The 20,508-nt window shown below is 36.5% G+C and carries 16 protein-coding genes and 1 tRNA gene; 4 read left to right on the top strand and 13 right to left on the bottom strand.

The genetic code is table 11. The features are described 5' to 3' along the window. Positions 1–11: 11 nt before the first annotated feature. The 4 genes from GJV85_RS13610 to GJV85_RS00365 form a co-directional block, all read right to left on the bottom strand. Positions 12–1,457 (bottom strand): sensor histidine kinase, encoded by a 1,446-nt coding sequence (locus tag GJV85_RS13610; protein WP_242689802.1) that lies wholly within the window; start codon positions 1,455–1,457, stop codon positions 12–14. 2 nt (positions 1,458–1,459) lie between these two features. Continuing rightward, positions 1,460–2,275, bottom strand: a complete 816-nt coding sequence (locus GJV85_RS00375; protein WP_207561914.1) for a hypothetical protein — start codon at positions 2,273–2,275, stop codon at positions 1,460–1,462. Positions 2,276–2,345: 70 nt separating this feature from the next. Beyond that, positions 2,346–5,516, bottom strand: a complete 3,171-nt coding sequence (locus GJV85_RS00370) for a PAS domain S-box protein (protein ID WP_207561913.1) — start codon at positions 5,514–5,516, stop codon at positions 2,346–2,348. Then, positions 5,516–6,391: a substrate-binding domain-containing protein gene (locus tag GJV85_RS00365; protein WP_207561912.1), complete on the bottom strand. Its 876-nt coding sequence runs from the start codon at positions 6,389–6,391 to the stop codon at positions 5,516–5,518. Before GJV85_RS00365 ends, GJV85_RS00370 begins: the two co-directional genes overlap by 1 nt. A 211-nt stretch (positions 6,392–6,602) precedes the next feature. Here GJV85_RS00365 and GJV85_RS00360 point away from each other — a divergent pair, with 211 nt between their 5' ends. Further along, on the top strand, positions 6,603–7,931 hold the full coding sequence (locus tag GJV85_RS00360; protein ID WP_207561911.1) for a methyl-accepting chemotaxis protein: 1,329 nt from the start codon (positions 6,603–6,605) through the stop codon (positions 7,929–7,931). Positions 7,932–7,955: 24 nt separating this feature from the next. Here the strand turns inward: GJV85_RS00360 and GJV85_RS00355 are convergent, their stop codons facing one another. Together GJV85_RS00355 and GJV85_RS00350 are read right to left on the bottom strand one after the other, a co-directional pair. After that, on the bottom strand, positions 7,956–9,737 hold the full coding sequence (locus GJV85_RS00355; RefSeq protein ID WP_207561910.1) for a sensor histidine kinase: 1,782 nt from the start codon (positions 9,735–9,737) through the stop codon (positions 7,956–7,958). Positions 9,738–9,866: 129 nt separating this feature from the next. Beyond that, positions 9,867–9,956: transfer RNA gene (locus GJV85_RS00350), tRNA-Ser, on the bottom strand. A gap of 116 nt (positions 9,957–10,072) precedes the next feature. Here GJV85_RS00350 and GJV85_RS00345 point away from each other — a divergent pair. Continuing rightward, positions 10,073–11,998 (top strand): DUF1538 domain-containing protein, encoded by a 1,926-nt coding sequence (locus GJV85_RS00345; RefSeq protein ID WP_207561909.1) that lies wholly within the window; start codon positions 10,073–10,075, stop codon positions 11,996–11,998. Positions 11,999–12,003: 5 nt separating this feature from the next. On the opposite strand, the gene GJV85_RS00340 is transcribed toward GJV85_RS00345, so the two are convergent. Continuing rightward, the gene (locus GJV85_RS00340) at positions 12,004–12,654 is read right to left on the bottom strand and encodes a DNA-binding protein (protein ID WP_207561908.1); all 651 of its coding nucleotides are present in this window, start codon (positions 12,652–12,654) and stop codon (positions 12,004–12,006) included. Positions 12,655–12,664: 10 nt separating this feature from the next. Continuing rightward, a complete protein-coding gene (locus GJV85_RS00335; RefSeq protein ID WP_207561907.1) occupies positions 12,665–13,162 on the bottom strand; it encodes a YajQ family cyclic di-GMP-binding protein in 498 nt (165 codons plus the stop codon). A 125-nt stretch (positions 13,163–13,287) separates the two neighbouring features. Here GJV85_RS00335 and GJV85_RS00330 point away from each other — a divergent pair, with 125 nt between their 5' ends. Further along, positions 13,288–15,579, top strand: coding sequence for a beta-propeller domain-containing protein (locus GJV85_RS00330; RefSeq protein WP_207561906.1), 2,292 nt, complete (start codon positions 13,288–13,290; stop codon positions 15,577–15,579). After that, positions 15,576–15,731 (top strand): hypothetical protein, encoded by a 156-nt coding sequence (locus tag GJV85_RS00325; RefSeq protein ID WP_207561905.1) that lies wholly within the window; start codon positions 15,576–15,578, stop codon positions 15,729–15,731. The genes GJV85_RS00330 and GJV85_RS00325 overlap by 4 nt, the downstream gene beginning before the upstream one ends. Here the strand turns inward: GJV85_RS00325 and GJV85_RS00320 are convergent. Genes GJV85_RS00320 through purT form a run of 5 tightly spaced genes read right to left on the bottom strand, consistent with a single transcriptional unit; the run spans position 15,728 to position 20,500 of the window. Further along, positions 15,728–16,432, bottom strand: coding sequence for a succinate dehydrogenase/fumarate reductase iron-sulfur subunit (locus tag GJV85_RS00320; protein ID WP_207561904.1), 705 nt, complete (start codon positions 16,430–16,432; stop codon positions 15,728–15,730). The two genes, GJV85_RS00325 and GJV85_RS00320, sit on opposite strands and share 4 nt — an antisense overlap. Positions 16,433–16,445: 13 nt before the next feature. After that, positions 16,446–17,963 (bottom strand): FAD-dependent oxidoreductase, encoded by a 1,518-nt coding sequence (locus tag GJV85_RS00315; RefSeq protein ID WP_207561903.1) that lies wholly within the window; start codon positions 17,961–17,963, stop codon positions 16,446–16,448. Positions 17,964–17,997: 34 nt separating this feature from the next. After that, on the bottom strand, positions 17,998–18,402 hold the full coding sequence (locus GJV85_RS00310) for a YqaA family protein (RefSeq protein ID WP_242689801.1): 405 nt from the start codon (positions 18,400–18,402) through the stop codon (positions 17,998–18,000). Positions 18,403–18,408: 6 nt separating this feature from the next. Next, positions 18,409–19,332: a D-2-hydroxyacid dehydrogenase gene (locus tag GJV85_RS00305; RefSeq protein WP_207561902.1), complete on the bottom strand. Its 924-nt coding sequence runs from the start codon at positions 19,330–19,332 to the stop codon at positions 18,409–18,411. Position 19,333: 1 nt separating this feature from the next. Further along, on the bottom strand, positions 19,334–20,500 hold the full coding sequence (gene purT / locus GJV85_RS00300) for a formate-dependent phosphoribosylglycinamide formyltransferase (RefSeq protein WP_207561901.1): 1,167 nt from the start codon (positions 20,498–20,500) through the stop codon (positions 19,334–19,336). Positions 20,501–20,508: the final 8 nt, after the last annotated feature.

Here is a 20,508-nt window from a genome sequence, read left to right as displayed (position 1 = left end):
AAATCTAATTTTTAGCTCTTACTCTCTATGGGTAACTTAATAATAAATTGTGCACCCTTATCACTGTTGCTTACAGACAGCTCTCCATGACAATGCTCTTCAACTATAGTTTTTGACATATATAGTCCTAGTCCCGTGCCATCTTTAGCCTTTTTTGTACTAAAGTAAGGGTCAAAAATATTTGCTATAACTGACTCAGGAATCCCACCTGCGTTATCCTCAACCATAATGAGTGCAAACTCTTTCTCTTTAAAGTAACTTATCCAGATTTGTGGATTTGCATCTTCTTTTTCTAAAAGAGCATCCTCCGCATTTTTTAAGATGTTTAATAAAACTTGTTTCATCTCATTTTCAAGAGTATTTACAACAATGGGAGCATCATCAGATGGCTTATCTATCAATATGCCATTTGCCACTAAAGCAGGAGCGATAATATTAAAACTACCCTCTACTATCTCTTGGATTGTCGTCTGCTTAACTTCTTTATCGGCTTTGAAAAATGTACGAAAATCATCAATAGTACCAGAGAGGTGTTGTGCTAATACCTCAACAGAGTTCAAACGCTCTTCAAAAAAATCTTTTTTATACTCTCCCATGAGAATATCCATACGCAGAGTTGAGACAATCGCTGTGATTGAGCTAAGAGGCTGTCTCCATTGATGGGCAATCATAGAGATTAACTCACCCATTTGTGCTAGACGAGACTGCTGAACAAGAAGGACCTCTTGTTTGTGCATATCTTTGCTCATTTGCTCACTCTTTACTCTCATATCATTAAAGGCATTTACAAGTACGCCAAACTCATCGTTTGAACTGCTTTTTATAGTATGAGAGAGATCACCTTTGGAGATCTTTTCAATCCCTTCCATGAGTAACTCTAGGGGCTCTAAAATCTTTAACGAAAAGATAATGATAAATATCGCTATGATAAAAACTGTAAAAATAATAATAAATGAGATATATATAAATGTCTGATTTATTGGCATAAATTTCTCATCAAGATTGTGTTTATAATTTGAGACAATAAAATAGGTAATCTTCCCATCAATGAAAATAGGTTTTATTAGCACCTTATTCGCTTCGTCATGTTCAATCTTCTCTTCATTTGTTTTTAGCATCTTTTCAAAGAGTGGTTCGAGTCTCTTGCTAAAATATATCTTGTCGCTCTCTTTGAGCTCAAAATTTCTCACTAGCACCTTTGCTCTCTTGTCAACAATAGATACTTTGCTAAGATTAATATACTCATGCCTAAAATGCTCTTTAAACTCTAAGGGTTCATTTAGAAAATTCTTAATATCAGTTGCAATATGGGTCATATTCTCTTTTTGCGACTTTATCTCTTCATTTTGCAGTACTTGATGAAGATACATATAGTAAAAGAGCATCATCAATATCAAAGGAAGAATACTCAAAGGCAAGATAAACAGCAGCAGTTTCTTTAAAAGGGTAGTTTGCATTTTTAAACTTCCTTATTGTCTTGTATCTGTAGACTTACTGAGTGAATCAATAGACCAGTAACAACAAACATAATTAATCCTGAGACTACATAAAACTCCGAGCACTCTAAGGCATCACAATCTGCACAAATATACGTGTGATAAGCCTGAGGTAAAAAACTTGCGGCTAATAAAAAGGCTATAAACATATAGATTTTACTCACTTTGTAAGTTCTGTAAAAATATATAAACGCGATAAGTACAATAGACATAGGAAGAATAAAAATAGCAGCCTGTAGATTTTGAGCACCAGAGTAGGGGGTAATATCCGTTAGCTCCATATATTGCATGCTGATAAAGAGTGTAAGGATCAACAGAGTGGTAGCCACTATAAGACCGTAAGAAAACCTTTGTAGCGTCTCAGCCCGTTTTTGAATACTTAAACGACGACTAAAGACAATGGCACTCATAACAAATATAATAAAGGAGATGATAATCAAATAGTTAGGATAGGTATGGCTTGCCGCACATAGAGCCAAGTCACTACAAACTTCGCAATACGATGCATGGTATGCCATCACCATATAAGCAAGAGCGGTTAATAAAAAACTTAAGGGAATGTACTTAAGGGGCTTCAACTGAGTTTTTTTATAGACACCATAAGAGCACATTGTCATTATCAGTGTAAACAAAATTCCTGAGAGTGAAATCCAAAACTGAAAATAAAAACGCTGCTCTTGAAATACAAAAAAATCAAAATTTTCCGTAGAAAACCCCACTATAGAAAATAGAAGTGAAGCTACAAAAAATAGAGTAAAAATATACCAAATTACTTTCATAAGTACATCCAAGTTAGAAGTTCTGTCTAAAAATTAATAAATCTTATATTTGATAGTTTATCACAAAATATTAGAATTTCATAACAGTCGTATATCTACTCAAAACTTCATAGAGTCTCTGCTCATCTATAGGCTTAGAGATATAATCATCCATCCCAATACTTATAAACTTCTCTCTATCCCCAGAGATTGCATTTGCAGTCAGTGCAACAATAGGACCGCACTTATCTTTATATCTGTTTTTAATAATTTTAAATGCCTCTGTACCATTCATTAGTGTCATATTCTCATCCATAAAAAGTAAATCATACTTCCGAGGATCATACATCTCTACTACAATTTGCCCATTATCTGCAAAATCGCAGCAGAGACCTCTCTCCTCTAGAAGTAGCCGTATTAAAATCTGATTTGTTTTATTGTCCTCCGCTACGAGGATGTTTCCTTGAAATTTACTGTTTTGATTCCCTTCTTCAGTACTATCTTCTTCTATCTCTTCATCACTTAAAGGGATGGGAAGTGTTACTTTGAAAGTTGTTCCTTCTCCCTCTTTACTCTTAGTCTCTAATCTGCCATCCATTAACTCTATTATTTTTTGTACGATGGTCAAGCCAAGACCGCTTCCTCCATACTTTCTTGTTGTGCTTCCATCCGCTTGCTCAAAAGGCTTAAAGATTCTACTTAGGGCGTCTTCATTCATACCTATGCCGGTATCTCTGACTTCTACTATTAATTTGCCATCGGAGTAATGAATAGCTAAGCCAATACTGCCCTTTTGAGGTGTAAACTTGATCGCGTTTGAGAGTAAGTTGGTTATAACCTGATTTATTCTTGTGAGGTCTCCATAAAGAACTAACTTTATACTCTCATCGAAATCTTTTTCAAAGTGCAACTTTTTCTTCTCTACTAAAGATTCTAGTCCTAGCGATAGCTTTGTAAACTCTGAGTGAGCATGAAAACTATATGGAGAGATTCTAAATTTTCCACTTTGAATTTTTGAGATATCTAAGATGTCATTTACTAAGGTAAGCAGCTGCTGAGAACTTGAAGCGATATGCTTAGCATAAGAGAGATGGGTCTCATCTGTGACTTTAGACTCCAGTATATTCGTAAAGCCTAAAATAGCTGTTAGAGGAGTTCGAAGTTCATGACTCATAGACGCTAAAAACTCCGACTTGGCTCTCTCTGACGACTCTGCTGCATCTTTAGCATCTATAATCTTCTGTTGTGCCTCTTTAAAGAGTCTTATATCGTGAACCATCCCCACATAACCAAGTATGGCATTACTCTCTCCATAAAAAGCTGTGACAGCTATGGTAACAGGAAACTCACTACTATCTTTATGTACATATGTCCACTCATGTATGCTAGCAAGCCCTCTGTTTGCTTCTTCTACAAAAACACCAAAACCGGGTTCTATCTCTACTCCAAAGCATTTAGAGAGTTGTTTTGACATGGAGACAATCTCGTTCACCTTATGAAAAATAGCGAGAGTTTCTTTACCTACAAGCTCCTCTGCTTTGTAACCAAGTAGATTTTCCGCTTCTTTGTTAAAGGATTGGATTAATCCTTGTGTATCTGTAATAATGATGCTTATTCCAGCATTATCAAACATGGCGTTTTGTAAGTTTGCGTTCTCTAAAATATTTTTTTCTATCTCTTTTTGGTGCGTTATATCTGTCCTAATGGCAATATACTGCTCTACTTTAGAATTACTTCCCATAAATGGAAGAACCGTTGTATCTACCCAATAGTAACTTCCATCTTTAGCTCTGTTTTTAACAACGCCATGCCAAATATTTCCATTTTTAATCTCTTCATACATCTCTTTCCAAAAGCTTAATGGATGGTGTCCAGAGTTGAGAATTCTATGGTTTGCTCCAAGAAGTTCATTTTGAGTATAACCGCTAATCTCTTCAAACTGTTTGTTAGCATAGAGAATATCGCCCTGTGTGTTTGTTATAGCAACTATAGCATGTACATCTAGAGCAAACTTTTGAAATTTTAAACTCTCAAGTAATCTTTCAAGCTCCTTCTCATGCTCTTGTTGTTGCTTCATCATGGTGTGAAAAGTATCTGAAAGCTGTCCAATCTCATCTTTAGAGTTAAGTAGTAGACTAACAGACTTTTCACCCTTTATATATCTGTGTGCTTGGTTGTTTAGATAGGCTATGGGAGACGTTATGCGTTTAGCTATCCATAAAGACAACACAACAATAAGCAAAACAGTAAGTATCATAAGTCCTAAAATGTTTTTCATCAACTCATGAGAATCTTTATAAAACAGACTTGCATCAATCTCACTAATGTGAACCCAGTTTTTCCCAAGTATACTGATTGGATAATATAGACCCAAAACCTTTGTCCCATCTGGGCCCATGTAGGAGAGAAGCTCTTCTTTCATCTTTGGATTTTTGTTTTTTTCAATGCCGTACTTGTTATACCATAACCAAAACTGCTCTGTATTTATAGCTCGTTTTAAAACTTCATCATGATTGTTTAAACTTGTACGCAAGAGAGAGTCTGAACCAACTAGGTAGTGTTTTATCCCACTCTCTTCATCTTTTATGTTACGAAACCTGTTAAACATAGAGGCCAGATCTATCTGCACAGCTATGTAGCCAATAACCTTCCCTGCGTTAGTTATCATAGGTGTACAGATAAAGCCAGCTATATCTCCACCACTCGGTGTGTAACGCTCAATATCGGAAAAGTATGTTTTTTTATCCCTTCTTGAAGCCCGAAATACCTGTGCAAAAAGCGTACTAGAGTAAATCCCCGTACTTAAGTTTTCCCCAAGATCGCTCTCTCTTTTGACTGTGTATAGGATGTTTCCTGCAGTGTCTATTAAAAAGGTATCATATATATAGTCATAACTTTCATTGAGTTGCTTTAGCGTATTCTCTTTGATCTGTTTCATACTCTTATACTTATCGCTTAAAACAAACTCTTTAGCTGTTAGTTTACTTTGAAAAACTTCACTATTAAGCTTTTGCATAAACTCTTGAGTACCCTCATACCCTGCCCATGAGAGTAAGTTTTCTTTTGTATTTTTAAAAAGGCTTGTTATAAAGTCGACGTTTTGGGCGGCTCTGTTTTCTAGCTTATTTTTTTTTAATTGCTCTATATTTTTTACAGAATCGCTATATGAAATCCAAGAGACTATACTTAAGGGGATGATAGAAATTATTAAAAACGATATAAAGATAGACGTAGATAAGGTTTTTAATTTATTTAAATTCACTACAGTAGATCTTTATGAGGAAAACTCATAGACTCCATTGCTTTGTATATTGAGTCGCTTTTTTTGCTATCTAGTAACCAGCGTATATTTTTTTGCATATCTTTAAACTCTTCATAACTCGGATTGCTGATATACCCTTTTATGGTTTCATAGTACTCTTTTGCATCTTTTTCATAAGCCATAGTAGCTTTAAGTAAAACAGTTTTTAAATTTTTTAGATCTTCGCCCCTCTCCTTATAAACCTTATCCGACGTAAACAGAGAGTCAAGCACTAAGTATCTATCGTCCATAGAGTCTGCAATCTGGTAAAATCCACTCTTTTTAAGAGCTATATTATGTGGGTTGTATGTGATAAGAAGTAGTGGCTCTTGATTTTCTCTTACTATCTGATTTGATATCTCGTCTTGAGTAGCGTTATGGAGGATAAGACGCTCATCGGCTATCTCATTATAGAGTTTCCAAAAGTTAAGCATCTCTTCATTTATGGTTCCAAGTTCTAAATAGACATGAATCATTTGTGATGAGTTTTGAAACTCTTTTAAAGTTCTGTTTGCCATGATAACATCACCACCATAGGATCTATCATAAATTAAAAATGGTTTTATATCAAGAGAGTCTTTCTTTAATTTAAAAAACTCATGCTGTGTTCCCGTTACAATGTCTGAGACTTTTAATCTATATAAATGTAGATTATCGGCAATTGAGGGTGCCAAAATCATCTCAATCCCAATATCTTTGAGCCACCCTTTTTTATGCGCATAGTAAATTGGAGAAGCGCCTATCCATCTATCTACAGAGAGGACTAAGGGCTTTTGCTCCTTTTGCTCACAAGCTATAAACAGAAAAGCTATAAGAATGATTAAGATCTTTTTCAATTTTTCACTCCTCTTTATCTCTATGTATTATTAATATGTTACTGAGTTTACTTAAATATAAACTAAATTGTTTTTTAAAACAAATGAGTTACTTTCATCAAACTAAAAATCTAAAGAGTATCTTTTATGCTAAAATAAAAAATAATATCATATTAGCAAGCACGGTTTTACTTCGATATTTAACATATATAAAGGACTTAGGGGTACTCATATGAATGACGACAAGGATTTATTAACAGCTTTAAATACCAATTATGCCGTTATTGAATTTGATACTAAAGGTTACATTTTACAGGCCAACTCACTTTTCTTAGATGTAATGGGCTACACTTTTAGAGAGATAAAATCCAAACACCATCGTATGTTTTGTACTCCTGATTATGCTAGAACTCGTGAGTATAGAGATTTTTGGAAAGATTTAGCTGCAGGATACTCTCAAACAAGCGAGTTTAAACGCATCACCAAAGAGGGTGATATCGTTTGGTTAAAAGCCTCTTATACTCCTGTTACAGATGAGTACGGAAATGTCGTGAAGATTATTAAATTTGCTCAAGATATTACTTCTCAAAAATTAAAAAGCTCTAATTACGAGAGTCAGTTGAATGCTATTTCAAAGTCACAAGCCGTCATCGAGTTTGACTTAAAGGGCATCGTCCTAGATGTTAACGAGAACTTTTTAAAAACATTTAGTTACTCAAGGAGTGAAGTAGTTGGCAAGCATCATAGTATGTTTTGTGAAAAATCTTATAAAAATTCTCAAGAGTATCAAATATTTTGGCAACAACTTAACCAAGGAAAGTTTGACACGGGCGAGTACAAACGCCTAGATAAAAATGGTAAAACAGTTTGGATTCAAGCTACATACAACCCTATTTTAGACCTACAAGGTAGGCCCTTTAAGGTAGTCAAGTTTGCTCTAGATATCACTAAAAATAAAGAGATGATTTTAGCAGTAGAAGACTCTGCTAAGAATCTTAATCAATCCTCTTCTAACTTAGAAAGGGTTAGTGACAATATGAGTGCCATGATTCACTCACTCCATAAGATCTCTGAAGCTACTGAACTAAGTAATAATATCACTAAAGAAGCACAAACTAAATCACAAAGCACTACTCAACTTATGTCTGAACTTGGAAGACAATCCAAAGCAATTGGTGGAGTTGTCAAATCCATATCATCTATCGCTCAAAGAACTAATTTACTTTCACTCAATGCTTCTATTGAAGCGGCACGAGCAGGTGAAGCTGGTAAAGGCTTTGCTGTAGTCGCATCTGAAGTAAAAGCTCTTTCTCTACAAACTGCAGCTGCGACGCAAGAGGTGTCTCAAAGTATTGTCTCGGTTCAAGAATCAGCCGAGTTAGCTATCGAAGCTATTGCAAGTATCTCAAAAATCATCGCCAATATGACTATAATCTCTGAATCTATTTCTTCATCAGTCCATGAGCAGAGTGAACTCTCAAATGAAGTCTCAACTCTGATGAACTACTCCAAAAAAGACATCGACCACATTAGTGAAGCTATAAATTTAATTTCTAAGTAAAAATTACCTAAGAGTTTAATCTAACTAGCCCACTATAATTTCGAAACACGCACCGCCATTCTTGTTATATACAGATAGTTTACCATTGTGATGCTCTTCTATAATTAACTTTGACATATAGAGACCTAAGCCTGTTCCATTCTTTTCATTTTTTGTTGAGAAGTAGGGTTCAAATATCTTACTTATTATATCCTCAGGGATTCCACCACCATTATCACATATGATTATGGCGTTATCTTTTGTACTTATTTTAAGAGATGGGTTTTGTATCTTTTTTTCTATAAAATTGTCATGTGCGTTACTTAAAATATTTAAAAGAACCTGCATCAACTCGCTCTCATATACATTCACATTTATGCTATCGTTAAACTCAGTAGTGATTTCTATGTTTGAATTTGATAACAACTCTTGTGTAATATCTAAGCTTTTTGCAACAACATGCTCTAAGCTTGTTTCTATCGACTCTTTATTAGGCTTAAAGAAGTTTCTAAAGTCATCAATTGTGGATGAGAGATGCTGCGTTAGTCTATTGATATCTTCTAATCTCTGTGAAAAAAACTCTTTTTTATAGTTATCCATAGAGATATCAAGGGTAAGTGTACTTGCAATTGCAGAGATAGAGCTCAGAGGTTGTCTCCATTGATGGGCAATCATAGATATGAGCTCTCCCATCTGCGCTAACTTTATCTCTTCTTGTTCTTGTTTTTTTTGAACCTGTAAAAAACGATACTGGTAAGTAATAATAATAGAAAAGATAAAACCTTCAATTATCTGCCCATAAACATAAAAGTAACGATACTCGATACCTACAATTCCTAGCATACTTAAAAGAAAGAAAGTAAGAAAGAATGATAATATTAACCACCCTGTGAGGATATATCTTGCCAATGGGTGTTGCCTATTTAAAGCATTAATAATTATACAGGTAAACAGTACAGTAACAACAAGTCCCGCACCATATAAAAACATCTTATTTGCCAAACCGCTATCAAATATAGCCACAATTGTGAGTACAGACATAATCGCTACAATCATATAATGTAACTTCACATCAAGTGCGGGCATACTATCTCTTAAGAGTTCGTATAAGAAAAATGCTAGTCCTAAATAAAAAAGCATGCCACCAAATACATAAAACTTAATATCATCTATACCAAAGTTAAACAGTGTTGTAAATAAGTTATTAGCTGCTAACAAAGATATTATTCCACCAAAGACATACACTATGTAGTACCAATAAATTTTCTGTTTAAACCAGATTAAATTAGCAAAATTGTAAACAAATAAGAAAAATAGAGCACTAAAGAGGAGGGTTGTAGTAATACTCCAGTTTTGAAAATATTCAAATGCGGCTTTTGTATCTAATAGCTTGTATTGAAGATGGATAATGTGGTCACTCTTTATCCTTACAAATACCCTTTTTTTACTATGTGCTTGCATTGTAAATTCGATTTCATTAAAACCTGCATGAAGATTATTTTGATTTTTTTGGAGATTTCTTCCTGATATATATGTAGAAATATTTTTACCATCTATTATATAGGCTTCGATCTTTTGAAGTAACTGAAATTCAAATATTAAATGCTTATCTACCTTCTCATCAGTAGGATTTTCTATATCAATTTTTAGCCACCAAGCTGAATTGCTAAAACCTTTACTCAAATCATCAGTAGATTTAAAAATAACGTCAGCATTCTCTTTGACATAATCGATGGTAACGCTGCTGTTTTTATCCTCGTAGAGGTAAGCAGGCTCAGAAGCAAAGAGTGTTAGTGTAAATAAAAGTAGAGTTACAAGATATTTCAATGTAATTGTCCATCTTAAAAAAATTATAAATTAATCTTATCTAAAATTTCTCATTATTTTAATTAAGTAGTGTATAAAGTCATAATTTTAAAGGGAAAAGTTTTTTGCTTGAAGTTAAAAATCTAAAAGTGGTGGTCGAGGAGAGATTCGAACTCTCGGTAGAATTGCTCCTACACAACCTTTCCAAGGTTGCACCATCGGCCACTCGGACACTCGACCATATTTAGAGATGATATTCTATCCAAATAAATTTAATATAATCCAATTCTACTTATAAAGTTACTTTTTGCATATATTTGCTATTATTTTATAATAAAAATAATTAGAGGTAATTAATGCTAAGTATATCGTCATTTTTGCAACTCCTAAAAGAGTCCTTTCGGGACCTACTTCCCATCATTTTAGTAATTATATTTTTTCAGCTTGCTATCATACAAGTTGTTCCAGAGAACTGGTTAAGCACCACAATTGGTCTTGCTATCGTTGGTGTTGGTCTTGCTGTTTTTCTTCTTGGTCTTGAAGTTGGAATCTTTCCTGTTGGAGAAGGGTTAGCCTCAGATTTTGCACATAAGGGCTCCACTGGCTGGATAGTAATTTTTGCCTTTATGATTGGTTTTGGTACTACTATCGCTGAACCAGCTCTTTTAGTTATTGCTGATAAGGCTGCTGGGATAAGTGCTGGAAGAATAGATGCGTTTACTCTTAGAATGGTTGTTGCCTTCTCTGTTGGTTTTGCCATCGTTCTTGGTGTTTGGAGGATTATAAAGGGTCATCCTATCCACTACTATATCATCACTGGGTATATCATGGTTGTAGCGGCTACTGCCTTTGCACCACAAGAGATAGTTGGACTTGCTTACGACCTTGGTGGCGTTACAACTTCTACCGTGACCGTTCCTCTAGTAGCAGCCCTTGGTATTGGCTTAGCATCTAGTATAAAGGGGAGAAACCCTGTTTTAGATGGTTTTGGTCTTATCGCGTTTGCTTCACTTACACCTATGATTTTCGTTCAGTTTTATGGTATTTATGTATATGAGTTTATAGAGGCTTCTCAGGTAGTTATACCTCTAGCTGCACATACTCCAGAGACTGCTGCTGCCTTTGACTTTAGTGCACTTGCACTTCTTAAAGGTCTAGTAAGTGTTGCAACTGACGTTATTCCAATTCTTGGTGTAATTCTCTTTTTCCAGTATGTGATTCTTAAAAAACCTATAGATAATCTAAAAGAGGTAATCATAGGCTTTACTCTTGTTATTGTTGGTCTTGATGCGTTCATCATTGGTCTTGAGATGGGTCTTTTCTCTCTTGGTGAGACTATGGCTCTGCAACTTACTCAAAATGATAGTGATATTATTATCTACACTTTTGCCTTTACTATTGGATTTTCAACAACTATGGCTGAACCCTCACTCACTGCGATTGCTCGAAAAGCAAAAGAGATTAGTGATGGCAAGGTAAATGACTTTGTGCTTCGTCTGTTTGTAGCACTTGGCGTTGCCATCGGTATCTCTTTAGGTGCTTTTAGAATTGTAAACGGTGGAGAGATAGTTTATTACATCATGGCAGGCTATATGTTCGTTATCGTATTAACATTTATGGCTCCAAAGTACATCGTTCCAATAGCTTATGATAGTGGTGGCGTTACGACCTCTACTGTTACCGTTCCTCTTGTTGCCGCTCTTGGTCTTGGACTTGCTACAAACATACCTGGACGTGACCCACTTATAGATGGTTTTGGACTTATCGCCTTTGCATCGCTTTTTCCTATGATTACTGTTATGGCGTATGGACTCATGACTGAGAGAATGGGAGTGAAAGGTAAGCAAGAGATGGAGGCTATTCATCTTAGTGAGCTTCGTTATGCACTTGAAGATGCAAGCAATATGGGCTTAGCAACAGTTCATGTACATGGGACAAACAAACACCACTCTTATGAGATGGCATTCTCATCTGTACATGTCATAATTCCTCACGATAAAGAAGAACAAGCACTCCTCTCAGCTAAAGAGGCAGGGGCTCATGGCGTTACCATTATGCAAGCTCATGGAATGGGTCTAGAAGAGATGGATAACTTTTATAATAGACTACACTCTGACTCAACCGATTCAAATATGATGTTTATTACCCCTACAAAAAATGTTGATAAAATTATTCAAAAATTGATGTATGATTTAGATTTAGCTGGGGAGGGAGATGGGATAGCTTATGCCTACCCTATATCTCATCTGAAGGGTCTTACTTTAAAAATGGATGACTTATAAGATTCTTATCTTATTAAGTCACTATAGTCATACTTTGAAGTATCTATATAATACTTTTTACCTATAGTTGTAATTCTCTTATCTTTTTGCGCATGTTTAGCAAATCTCTTTTGTATCTTCTCTCTCTTTTTATCTGAGAGTTTTGTAGAGTTTAGATACTTTTTTAGAGATATAACATAACTAACATCATCTTCTACTTCATCGTTAGGTTCTATTTCCACTTCAAGTGCTTCAACTTCAAGCTCTTCTTCTTTTGCGTTAGGTAACATAAACTGCGAAGAGATACTACTAAGTATGTTTTTTAACTGTTCGTCTTTATCTTTATATATCTGTTCTATTTTCTTTCGTTCTTCTATAAGCATCAACTCTTTTTGATCTCTAAGCGTTCGCGTCTCATCTTCTAAAAACGCTATGCGAGATTGGAGCTTCTCGTTTTGCTCTGCTAGAAGTTTATAGTATCTATCATTTGTTGTGCTTGATTTTTGAGTAGCTGATGATACTCTTGACTTAGAAGATTGAGCCAAAGGGTCAATTATTACCATTTTTATGCCGTCTTCTACCACTACTTTTAGTGAACCTCGTCTTATACGATTATGTATAGCCTCTTTTGAAACACCAAAATGCTCTGCCGCATCACTTACACTCATTTTACTCATAATAGAACCCTTATCTCATATTTTCAAAAACTAGTGGCGCATCCCACTCTTCTTCTCTAACCATCTTCATAACTTTTTGCAAATCATCAAGTTTAGCTCCCTTAACGCGGATGCTATCGCCTTCTATGTTTGCAGTTACTTTTAACTTCATCTTTTTTATCTCAGCAGTTATTTTTTTAGCCTCTTTTGACTCTATGTAATCGACTACTTTAAAAGTAGCTTTTCTATTACCACCGCTTGAGTCTTCAACTCTTAACTCTTCTAAAACTTTTGAAGAGAGCTCTTGTTTTAAAAACTTTGCTATTACTACATCTTTGAGTGCGTCAAGCTTGTTATCTGATGACGCCACTAAAACTAAAACCTTCTCTTTTTCTTTAAAGTTCACTTCATATGTAGTCCCTTTAAAGTCATATCTGTTTGCCACTTCTCTATCGACTAGATTTATCGCATTTTTAAAGTTTTGCATATCTATTTTTGCTGTAATATCAAATGAGTGCTCTTTTGCCATGAGTCCGCCTTTATCTTATTTAAATTATTATAACATATTTCATAACAATGTTATAAATGGGTTATGAGTACTATAGTCTAATATGCTATACTTATGTAATATCATCTAAACACAGGAGTCTACTCATGCGTTTACTAACTCTACTCACCATGCTCTTTTACCTACTACAAGCGAGTGAAACTCTACGTATTCAAAAAGGGTGGCAACTCATAGGTGTACCTACAACTCTGGATGTTGAACAACTGCTTAATAATGAAAATGTTGACATAGTCTGGGGCTTTGATGCAAATACTCAGAGCTGGATGGGTTACTCACCAGAAGTCCAAAAAAATACTCAGATAGTTGCTAGCTATAAGCAACTCACTTCACTCAAACCTTATCAAGCTATGCTGATTCTCTCAAAAGAAAACTGGAGTTTAGAGTATGAGCCTGAGCAGAATTTACAGAGTCCAAAAAATAGCAGTATTGAACTTCTAACTGGCTGGAATCTCGTTGCCCTACCTCAAAAAAGCATCATAAGCGATAAACTTTTTGGGGATGCATTAGTTTGGAAATTCTCTCAAGGAAGTGACTGGCAAACAAACAAAAATGACTTGAACTTTCCCTCTATAGAGAGTATAACTCTAGGCGAAGGGCTTTGGGTTAAGAGTGAGTCAAACGTAAATATAGATATAAATACAAAATCATCAGAGTTAAGCACTTTTAACTCAGAGGAGTCTATGCTCTCTTACATTAGAAAGATGGTTCGTATGAATGAGTACTACTCCTACAGTTTTGCCCTCCTTGAAACTACCGACACAGCAGTTTTAAACAATGTTGCAACACCAAGTACAAGTGATGAAACAGCCAAAGACACTACAAGTACGAATCTTCAGGAGAGTGGTGTAGATGAGGGAGATATTTTAAAGCATGATGGAGTACATATTTTTAGTGTGGATAATTCAAATCATAAAATTATAATCACGAGCTTTACAAATATTGCGCGGCAGATTTACACCCCAATTAATTCAATAGACTATACAGACAAATACATTACCTCCATGTATCTTCAAAACTCCAGACTTGTCGTAGTCTCAAATGCAAATAACTATAATTACTATTCATACTCTATCGCAATGCCATCACAATATAGCTCTTCATTTAACATAGATATTTATGATATTTCAGATATCAACAGCATCTCCTTAACTGCGACTCATAATGTTGAAGGCTACTATGTTGATAGTAGACTCATAGATAACAACTTTTATCTCATCTCTTCATTTTCTCCCTTCTTAGTCTATAGTTACAACAAAATAGACGAGTATAGATATGATTATGAAAACCCAACTATAACAAGCGAAAAACTAACGCCAAAGATAACCTCAAATGGAGTAACGTCAGAACTTATAAATCCTCTGAAGTTTTATGCCCCTATAAAACTTAACCAAAGAGCAAATATTACCTCCATAAGTAGCTTTAACATCGATAGCGGCGTTTATAACAATACAAGTTCATTTTTAGGAAACAGCACAACTCAGTATGTTTCAACTTCATCCATCTACCTTGTCTCAAATGAGTACCCGCTCTACTATGACTTTACTAACTACAAAGAACAGCAGATGATTTACCACTTCTCTTTAGATGAGAACCTATCCTATAAAAGTCGTGGATTGGTTGAAGGAAGAATGCTTAACCAGTTTAGCATGAGTGAAAAAGATGAGTACCTTAGAGTTGCTACCACTTCTGGTTGGGCATGGTGGGGAGGTGGAGAGACTACCAACTCCATTTACACTCTAAAAGACGTAGATAAAGAGCTTCAAATGCAAGCAACGCTTACAGGTCTTGGCAAAGAGGGAGAGACCATCCGTGCCGTTCGTTTTATGGGAGATCGTGGCTATGTTGTAACGTTTAGGCAAACGGATCCTCTCTATACCATAGACCTAAGCGATCCTACTAATCCACAAACAGTTGGAGAGCTCTCTATCCCTGGATTTTCAAGCTACCTTCATGTTGTAGATGAAAATAGAGTCTTAAGCATTGGCCGTAATGCAGATGAGAGTGGCATTGCTCAAGAGTTACAGTTTCAACTCTTTGACGTAAGTGATTTTACAAATCCAAAACTTGCAGATAAAATCCAAATCGGGGACAGATATAGCTATAGTGAAGCAGAACATAACCATAAAGCCTTCACATACAGAGCAAGTGACCTGATGTTTGGAGTGCCCTACAGAAACTACTCATCAAGTTATAGTGAACATTTTGGTATCTACCAGATAGACGGTATGAGTATAAAAGCAATTACTGCCATTGACTCAGATAACTCTAACTGGGGAGACGTTGGGAGGGGTTTACTTTTTGATCTAGATAGTTCTAGTTACGGAGCTCTCTTTAAAGGCTCAAACATTATCTCTAAAAACTTAGGAGTTACAAAATGAAAATAGTGATACTAACAGTTCTAACACTTTTTTTGCTTGGATGCACAGAAAATATAACGCAGGATGCGGATGGTGTGCAAAGTTCCAAAAACCCTCCACAACCAATTGTTAGTGATGTGCAGAGTGCTCCACCAAAAGCCCCATCTATCTAAAAACTTGGGCTTCCATCAAAGCCAAATCCGCCACCAAAGCTACCAAAACTAGGGTCCATGTAACCATATCCCGCTGATTTTGCGCGTAGTTTTTCTATGTCCGCTTTACTTGAGATATCTTGAGGACAGACTAGAGTACACTCGTTACACAGAGTACAATCCCAAACACCATTACTCTGAACATTGTCTATTTTACTCTTCTCATCACTCTCGCGTTTATCACTTACGTATTTCCAAACGCGAGTGAGGGCAAATGGCCCTAGGAACTCTCCATTTACAGCATATACAGGACAAGCGGAATAGCATGCGCTACAGAGTATGCAATCACTCTGAACTTCATTTCGTTTTTCGTCATCATGGTTTAGGCTTACTCCCTGGGTGAGCTTATTGAGCCATGCCTTTGCTTTGAAGTTTGTCTTATAAGCGCTATCCATATCAACAACTAAATCTCTAATAACACTCATATTTTTAAGAGGCTCAATACTATCGCCATCCTGAACTTTATAGTTACACGCAAGCTCTTCTCTCTCATTTACGCGCATAGAGCAAGAGCCACATACGCTACTTCTACAGCCGCTGCTAAACGCCAGAGTATTATCTAGATTGCTTTTTATATAATTGAGTGCTTCTAAGAGTGTGATATCTTTTAAATCAAGCTCATATTTTATAATATTATCTTCTCTTTTTATACTTATCTTCATCTTATTCCCAACTCTATACTATGTAGTGAGCACCACAGCTCACCTCGCGTTTAATTGCGCTACTCACAACCTGCTCACAAACTTCCAACATGTTTTTAAACTCTATAAACTCAACAAGGTTTGTGTTATAAACTTTGGACTTATCACTCACTCCCATCAGATTTAGACTTGCTTGCAACTCTTTGACTTCTAACAAGGCCGATTTTAACTGCTCTTGCGTTCTTACTATGCCAACGTCTTTATAAAACATATTTCCTACATGCTCGCGTTTAGCATAAAAGTCTATCTCATTTTTACACTCTTTTATCTCTTCAAAAAAACCGTCTTCTAAAACTAACTCACTCTGTGCATTTTTTGTTTCAAGTGCGTATTTTGCGGCATTTAGTCCCGCTTCTTTTCCAAAAACCACTATCTCTAAGAGTGAGTTTCCACCGAGACGATTTGCGCCGTGAACTCTATGGTTGGCACACTCTCCACAAGCGTAAAGACCATCTAAAGATGTTTTAGACTTGTTATCTACTTCAATGCCGCCCATAGTATAATGAGCAACTGGACGCACGGGAATAAGTTCATGTACCGGGTCTACGTTTTCATAGAGTTTTGCTAGTTTTCTCTCTTGAGGAAGTCCTTCGTTTATAAGTTCTTCTCCAAGGTGCCGAATATCTAAAAATATCTCTTCACCCTTGTTAATCTCGTCATTTATAGCGCGACTCACTACGTCTCGAGGCGCTAACTCGTTAGTAAAACGCTTTCCCTTTGAGTTAAGTAGATACCCACCTTCGCCACGAGCGCTCTCACTTATAAGTATAGATGAGTTTTTCAGAGCTGTAGGATGAAACTGTACAAACTCCATATCTATAAGTTTTGCTCCAGCGCGACTTGCAGCGGCTATGCCATCACCTGTTGAAGCAGTGGAGTTAGTCGAGTTTTTATCATATATTCGGCTATATCCACCACTCGCGAGGATAACGGCGCTTGCTTCATATATCTCTATATCACCACTTCTAATATCTAGAACTTTAGCGCCCTTTACTACTCCACTCTCATCTTTTAAAATATCAAGCAGATACTTCTCATTGAGTATCTCAATATCTTGGGAGAGACATCTGTCATAGATAGTATGAAGTATCTTAAGACCCGTATAGTCTTGTGCATAACAGGCTCTTGGTGCAGAAGCACCACCGAGTGTTCTTTGCGCTATCTTTGAATCAGCCGTGCGGGAGAAACATACGCCTATAGAGTCTAACCACTCCACTGCGTTTATAGCTTCACTACACATAAACCTAACTGCCTCTTCATCAGCCTCGCCATGAGCAGATTTAAGTGTGTTAGCAATATGGGCTTCAACACTATCCTCACTTACATTTGCTAGTGCTGCGTTCATACCACCTTGTGCCATACAGGTTTGACTTCTCGTTGGATACTCTTTAGTGAGAACTCTTACACTTGCTCCACTCTCTTTAGCATGCAGAGCCGCAGTTAAACCAGCCCCACCAGCTCCAATAATTAATACATCACTTTTATAATTCATTCTTTACTCAGTATTGTTAATTTTTCTATTTGGATTATATCATAAGAGTTAAAAAATAGTATCTAGCGACTCTTAACACTCCGGCTATAATAACAAACCAAACAAACTTCAGTCTAACAAGACCTGCTACTAGAGTGAGTGGATCGCCCACTATCGGTAACCAAGATAGAAGTAGCGCAAAGTACCCATACTTATGCCCTAGAGCATAAGAGCGATTTCCAATCTTAGATTTTAGGAGTTTTGTTTTTGTCTTTTCATATAAAAAGTAGCCTAGATAGTAGTTAAAGATAATCGCTAAGATATTTCCGGATGAAGCACTAAGTATGGCATTAAGAGTCGGCATATCGTTTGAGAGTGCTACTAAAAAAGCGGCTTCAGAGGAAAAAGGGAGGATTGTAGCTGCTAGAAACGCAGTTACAAAAAGAGTAAGTTCTAGCATTAGCTCTTAAAAAGAGCTCTTTATATTTTCTATAACGCTAGCTATAAGTTTATCTCTAGCCTCAACTGAAGTCCAAGCTATATGTGGCGTTATGTAGAGGCTATCTCTATTTTTAACGCTTAGTAGTGGATGATTTTCTCTCATAGGCTCTTTCGTTAAAACATCCAAGCCAAAGAAGATATTTTTCTCATCTATAATCTTAGCAATTGCCTCTTCATTGATGATACCACCGCGCCCTAGGTTTAAAACTGTAGCTCCATCTTTACAAGTTAACAACTGTTCATAATCTAAAAGGTTATTAGTTTTGTCATTTAATGGAGCGTGAATAGAGATGATGTCACAGGTTTTTAGCAACTCGTCAAGATTTGTTCTTTGAAAATCCTCAGTACGATTTACTCCGCTTGTAGAGTAGTAAAAAACTTCAGCGCCAAACGCTTTAGCTATATTTGCCACGCCACGGCCTATTTCGCCTAAACCGATGATACCCCATTTTTTACCTTTCACTTCAAAGAAAGGTTGAGACACGTCTGTAAAGATGGGACTTCTAGAGTACGTACCGTCTTTTACAACTTCATCATAATATCTTGAGTGACCCAAAAGATAAAAGAGCATAGAAAACGTATGCTGGATTACTGAATCAGTCGAGTATCCTGCTACGTTTTTAACCTCTATATTTAACTCTTTAGCGGCTTCAAGGTCTACGTTATTCATCCCAGTCGCCGCAACGCAGATTAGCTTAAGCGATGGGGTTTTTTGCATATGCTCTTTTGTAATGAGAACTTTGTTAGTAACTACAACCTCAGCGTTTGTTATTCTCTCTTGCGTTAAATCAGATGAAGTAGTCTCATACGACGTGACGTTGCCTAAATCATTAAAGCCTTTTAAGTCAGTGCTTCCAAACGTAAGAGTATCTAAAAGAGTTATTTGCATCTTAATTATCCTCGATTTTTTCGATAAGTTCACGAGCCTTCTCTAGAGCAGCTTCAACTTCATCATAAACAAGAGCAACTGCCAAACGGCGACCTGCATGCGCTTCTGGTTTAGAGAAGACTCTTATAAACGAGTTCTCACAAAAGAGTGAGTCATCAACCTTGATAACCGGGGCGTTACTATGTTTCATCTGCGTTTTATACGCAGCGGAAGCGCCACCGCCATAAAAAGTAAACCCAAGAGGCAGTCCAAGAACAGCGCGAAGATGAAGAGCGAACTCGCTTTGAGATTGTGTAATAAGTGTAACCATGCCTGTATCGTGTGGACGAGGAGAGACTTCTGAAAAGTAAACCTCGTCACCCTTTACAAACATCTCTACGCCAAAAATTCCACGGCCACCTAACCCATCAGTTATAGTCTTAGCCATATCTTGAGCTTTTTTCTTAGCCTCTTCACTCATCTGCATCGGTTGCCATGAAAAGACATAGTCGCCATCGCGTTGTTCGTGTCCTATAGGCTCACAAAATACTGTCTCACTGCCATTGCGAGCAGTAAGTAAAGTTATCTCATAATCAAAGTCTATAAAGGCTTCAACGATAAGCTCACTTGCGTCTCCACGCGCCTCTTTTGCAATCTCCCATGACTCTCCAACTGCGTCAGCGCTCTTACAGATACTCTGACCATGTCCAGATGAGCTCATAACGGGTTTTATAACACAAGGGTATTCCATTCTAGCAGATGCTTTTTCAAGCTCCTCTTCAGTAGTAACAAACTCATAAGGACCAGTTTTAAGACCTAGAACTTCCGCCGCAAACGTACGTATGTTTTTACGGTTCATAGTTTTACTTACCGCATTTGCGTTTGGAATTACGTTGTAACCCTTATCTTCAGCTGCAAAAAGAGCGTCGATACTTATTGCCTCTATTTCTGGAAGTATATAATCAGGTTTTTCACGGTAGATTATCTCTAAAAGAGCGTCTTTGTCTTGCATATTTACAACGTAAGAGCGGTGTGCCACATGATGCGCAGGCGCGTTTTGGTATCTATCAACTGCGATAACTTCAAGGCCTAAACGCTGAGCTTCGATAGCTACTTCTTTTCCAAGTTCGCCAGAACCTAGCAACATTACTTTTTTTGAGTTTGATTTGAGGGGAGCGGAGAATTGCATGAGTATAA

Source organism: Sulfurimonas aquatica, from assembly GCF_017357825.1.
Taxonomy (GTDB): domain Bacteria; phylum Campylobacterota; class Campylobacteria; order Campylobacterales; family Sulfurimonadaceae; genus Sulfurimonas; species Sulfurimonas aquatica.
This window is presented reverse-complemented; position numbering and strand designations above follow the sequence as displayed.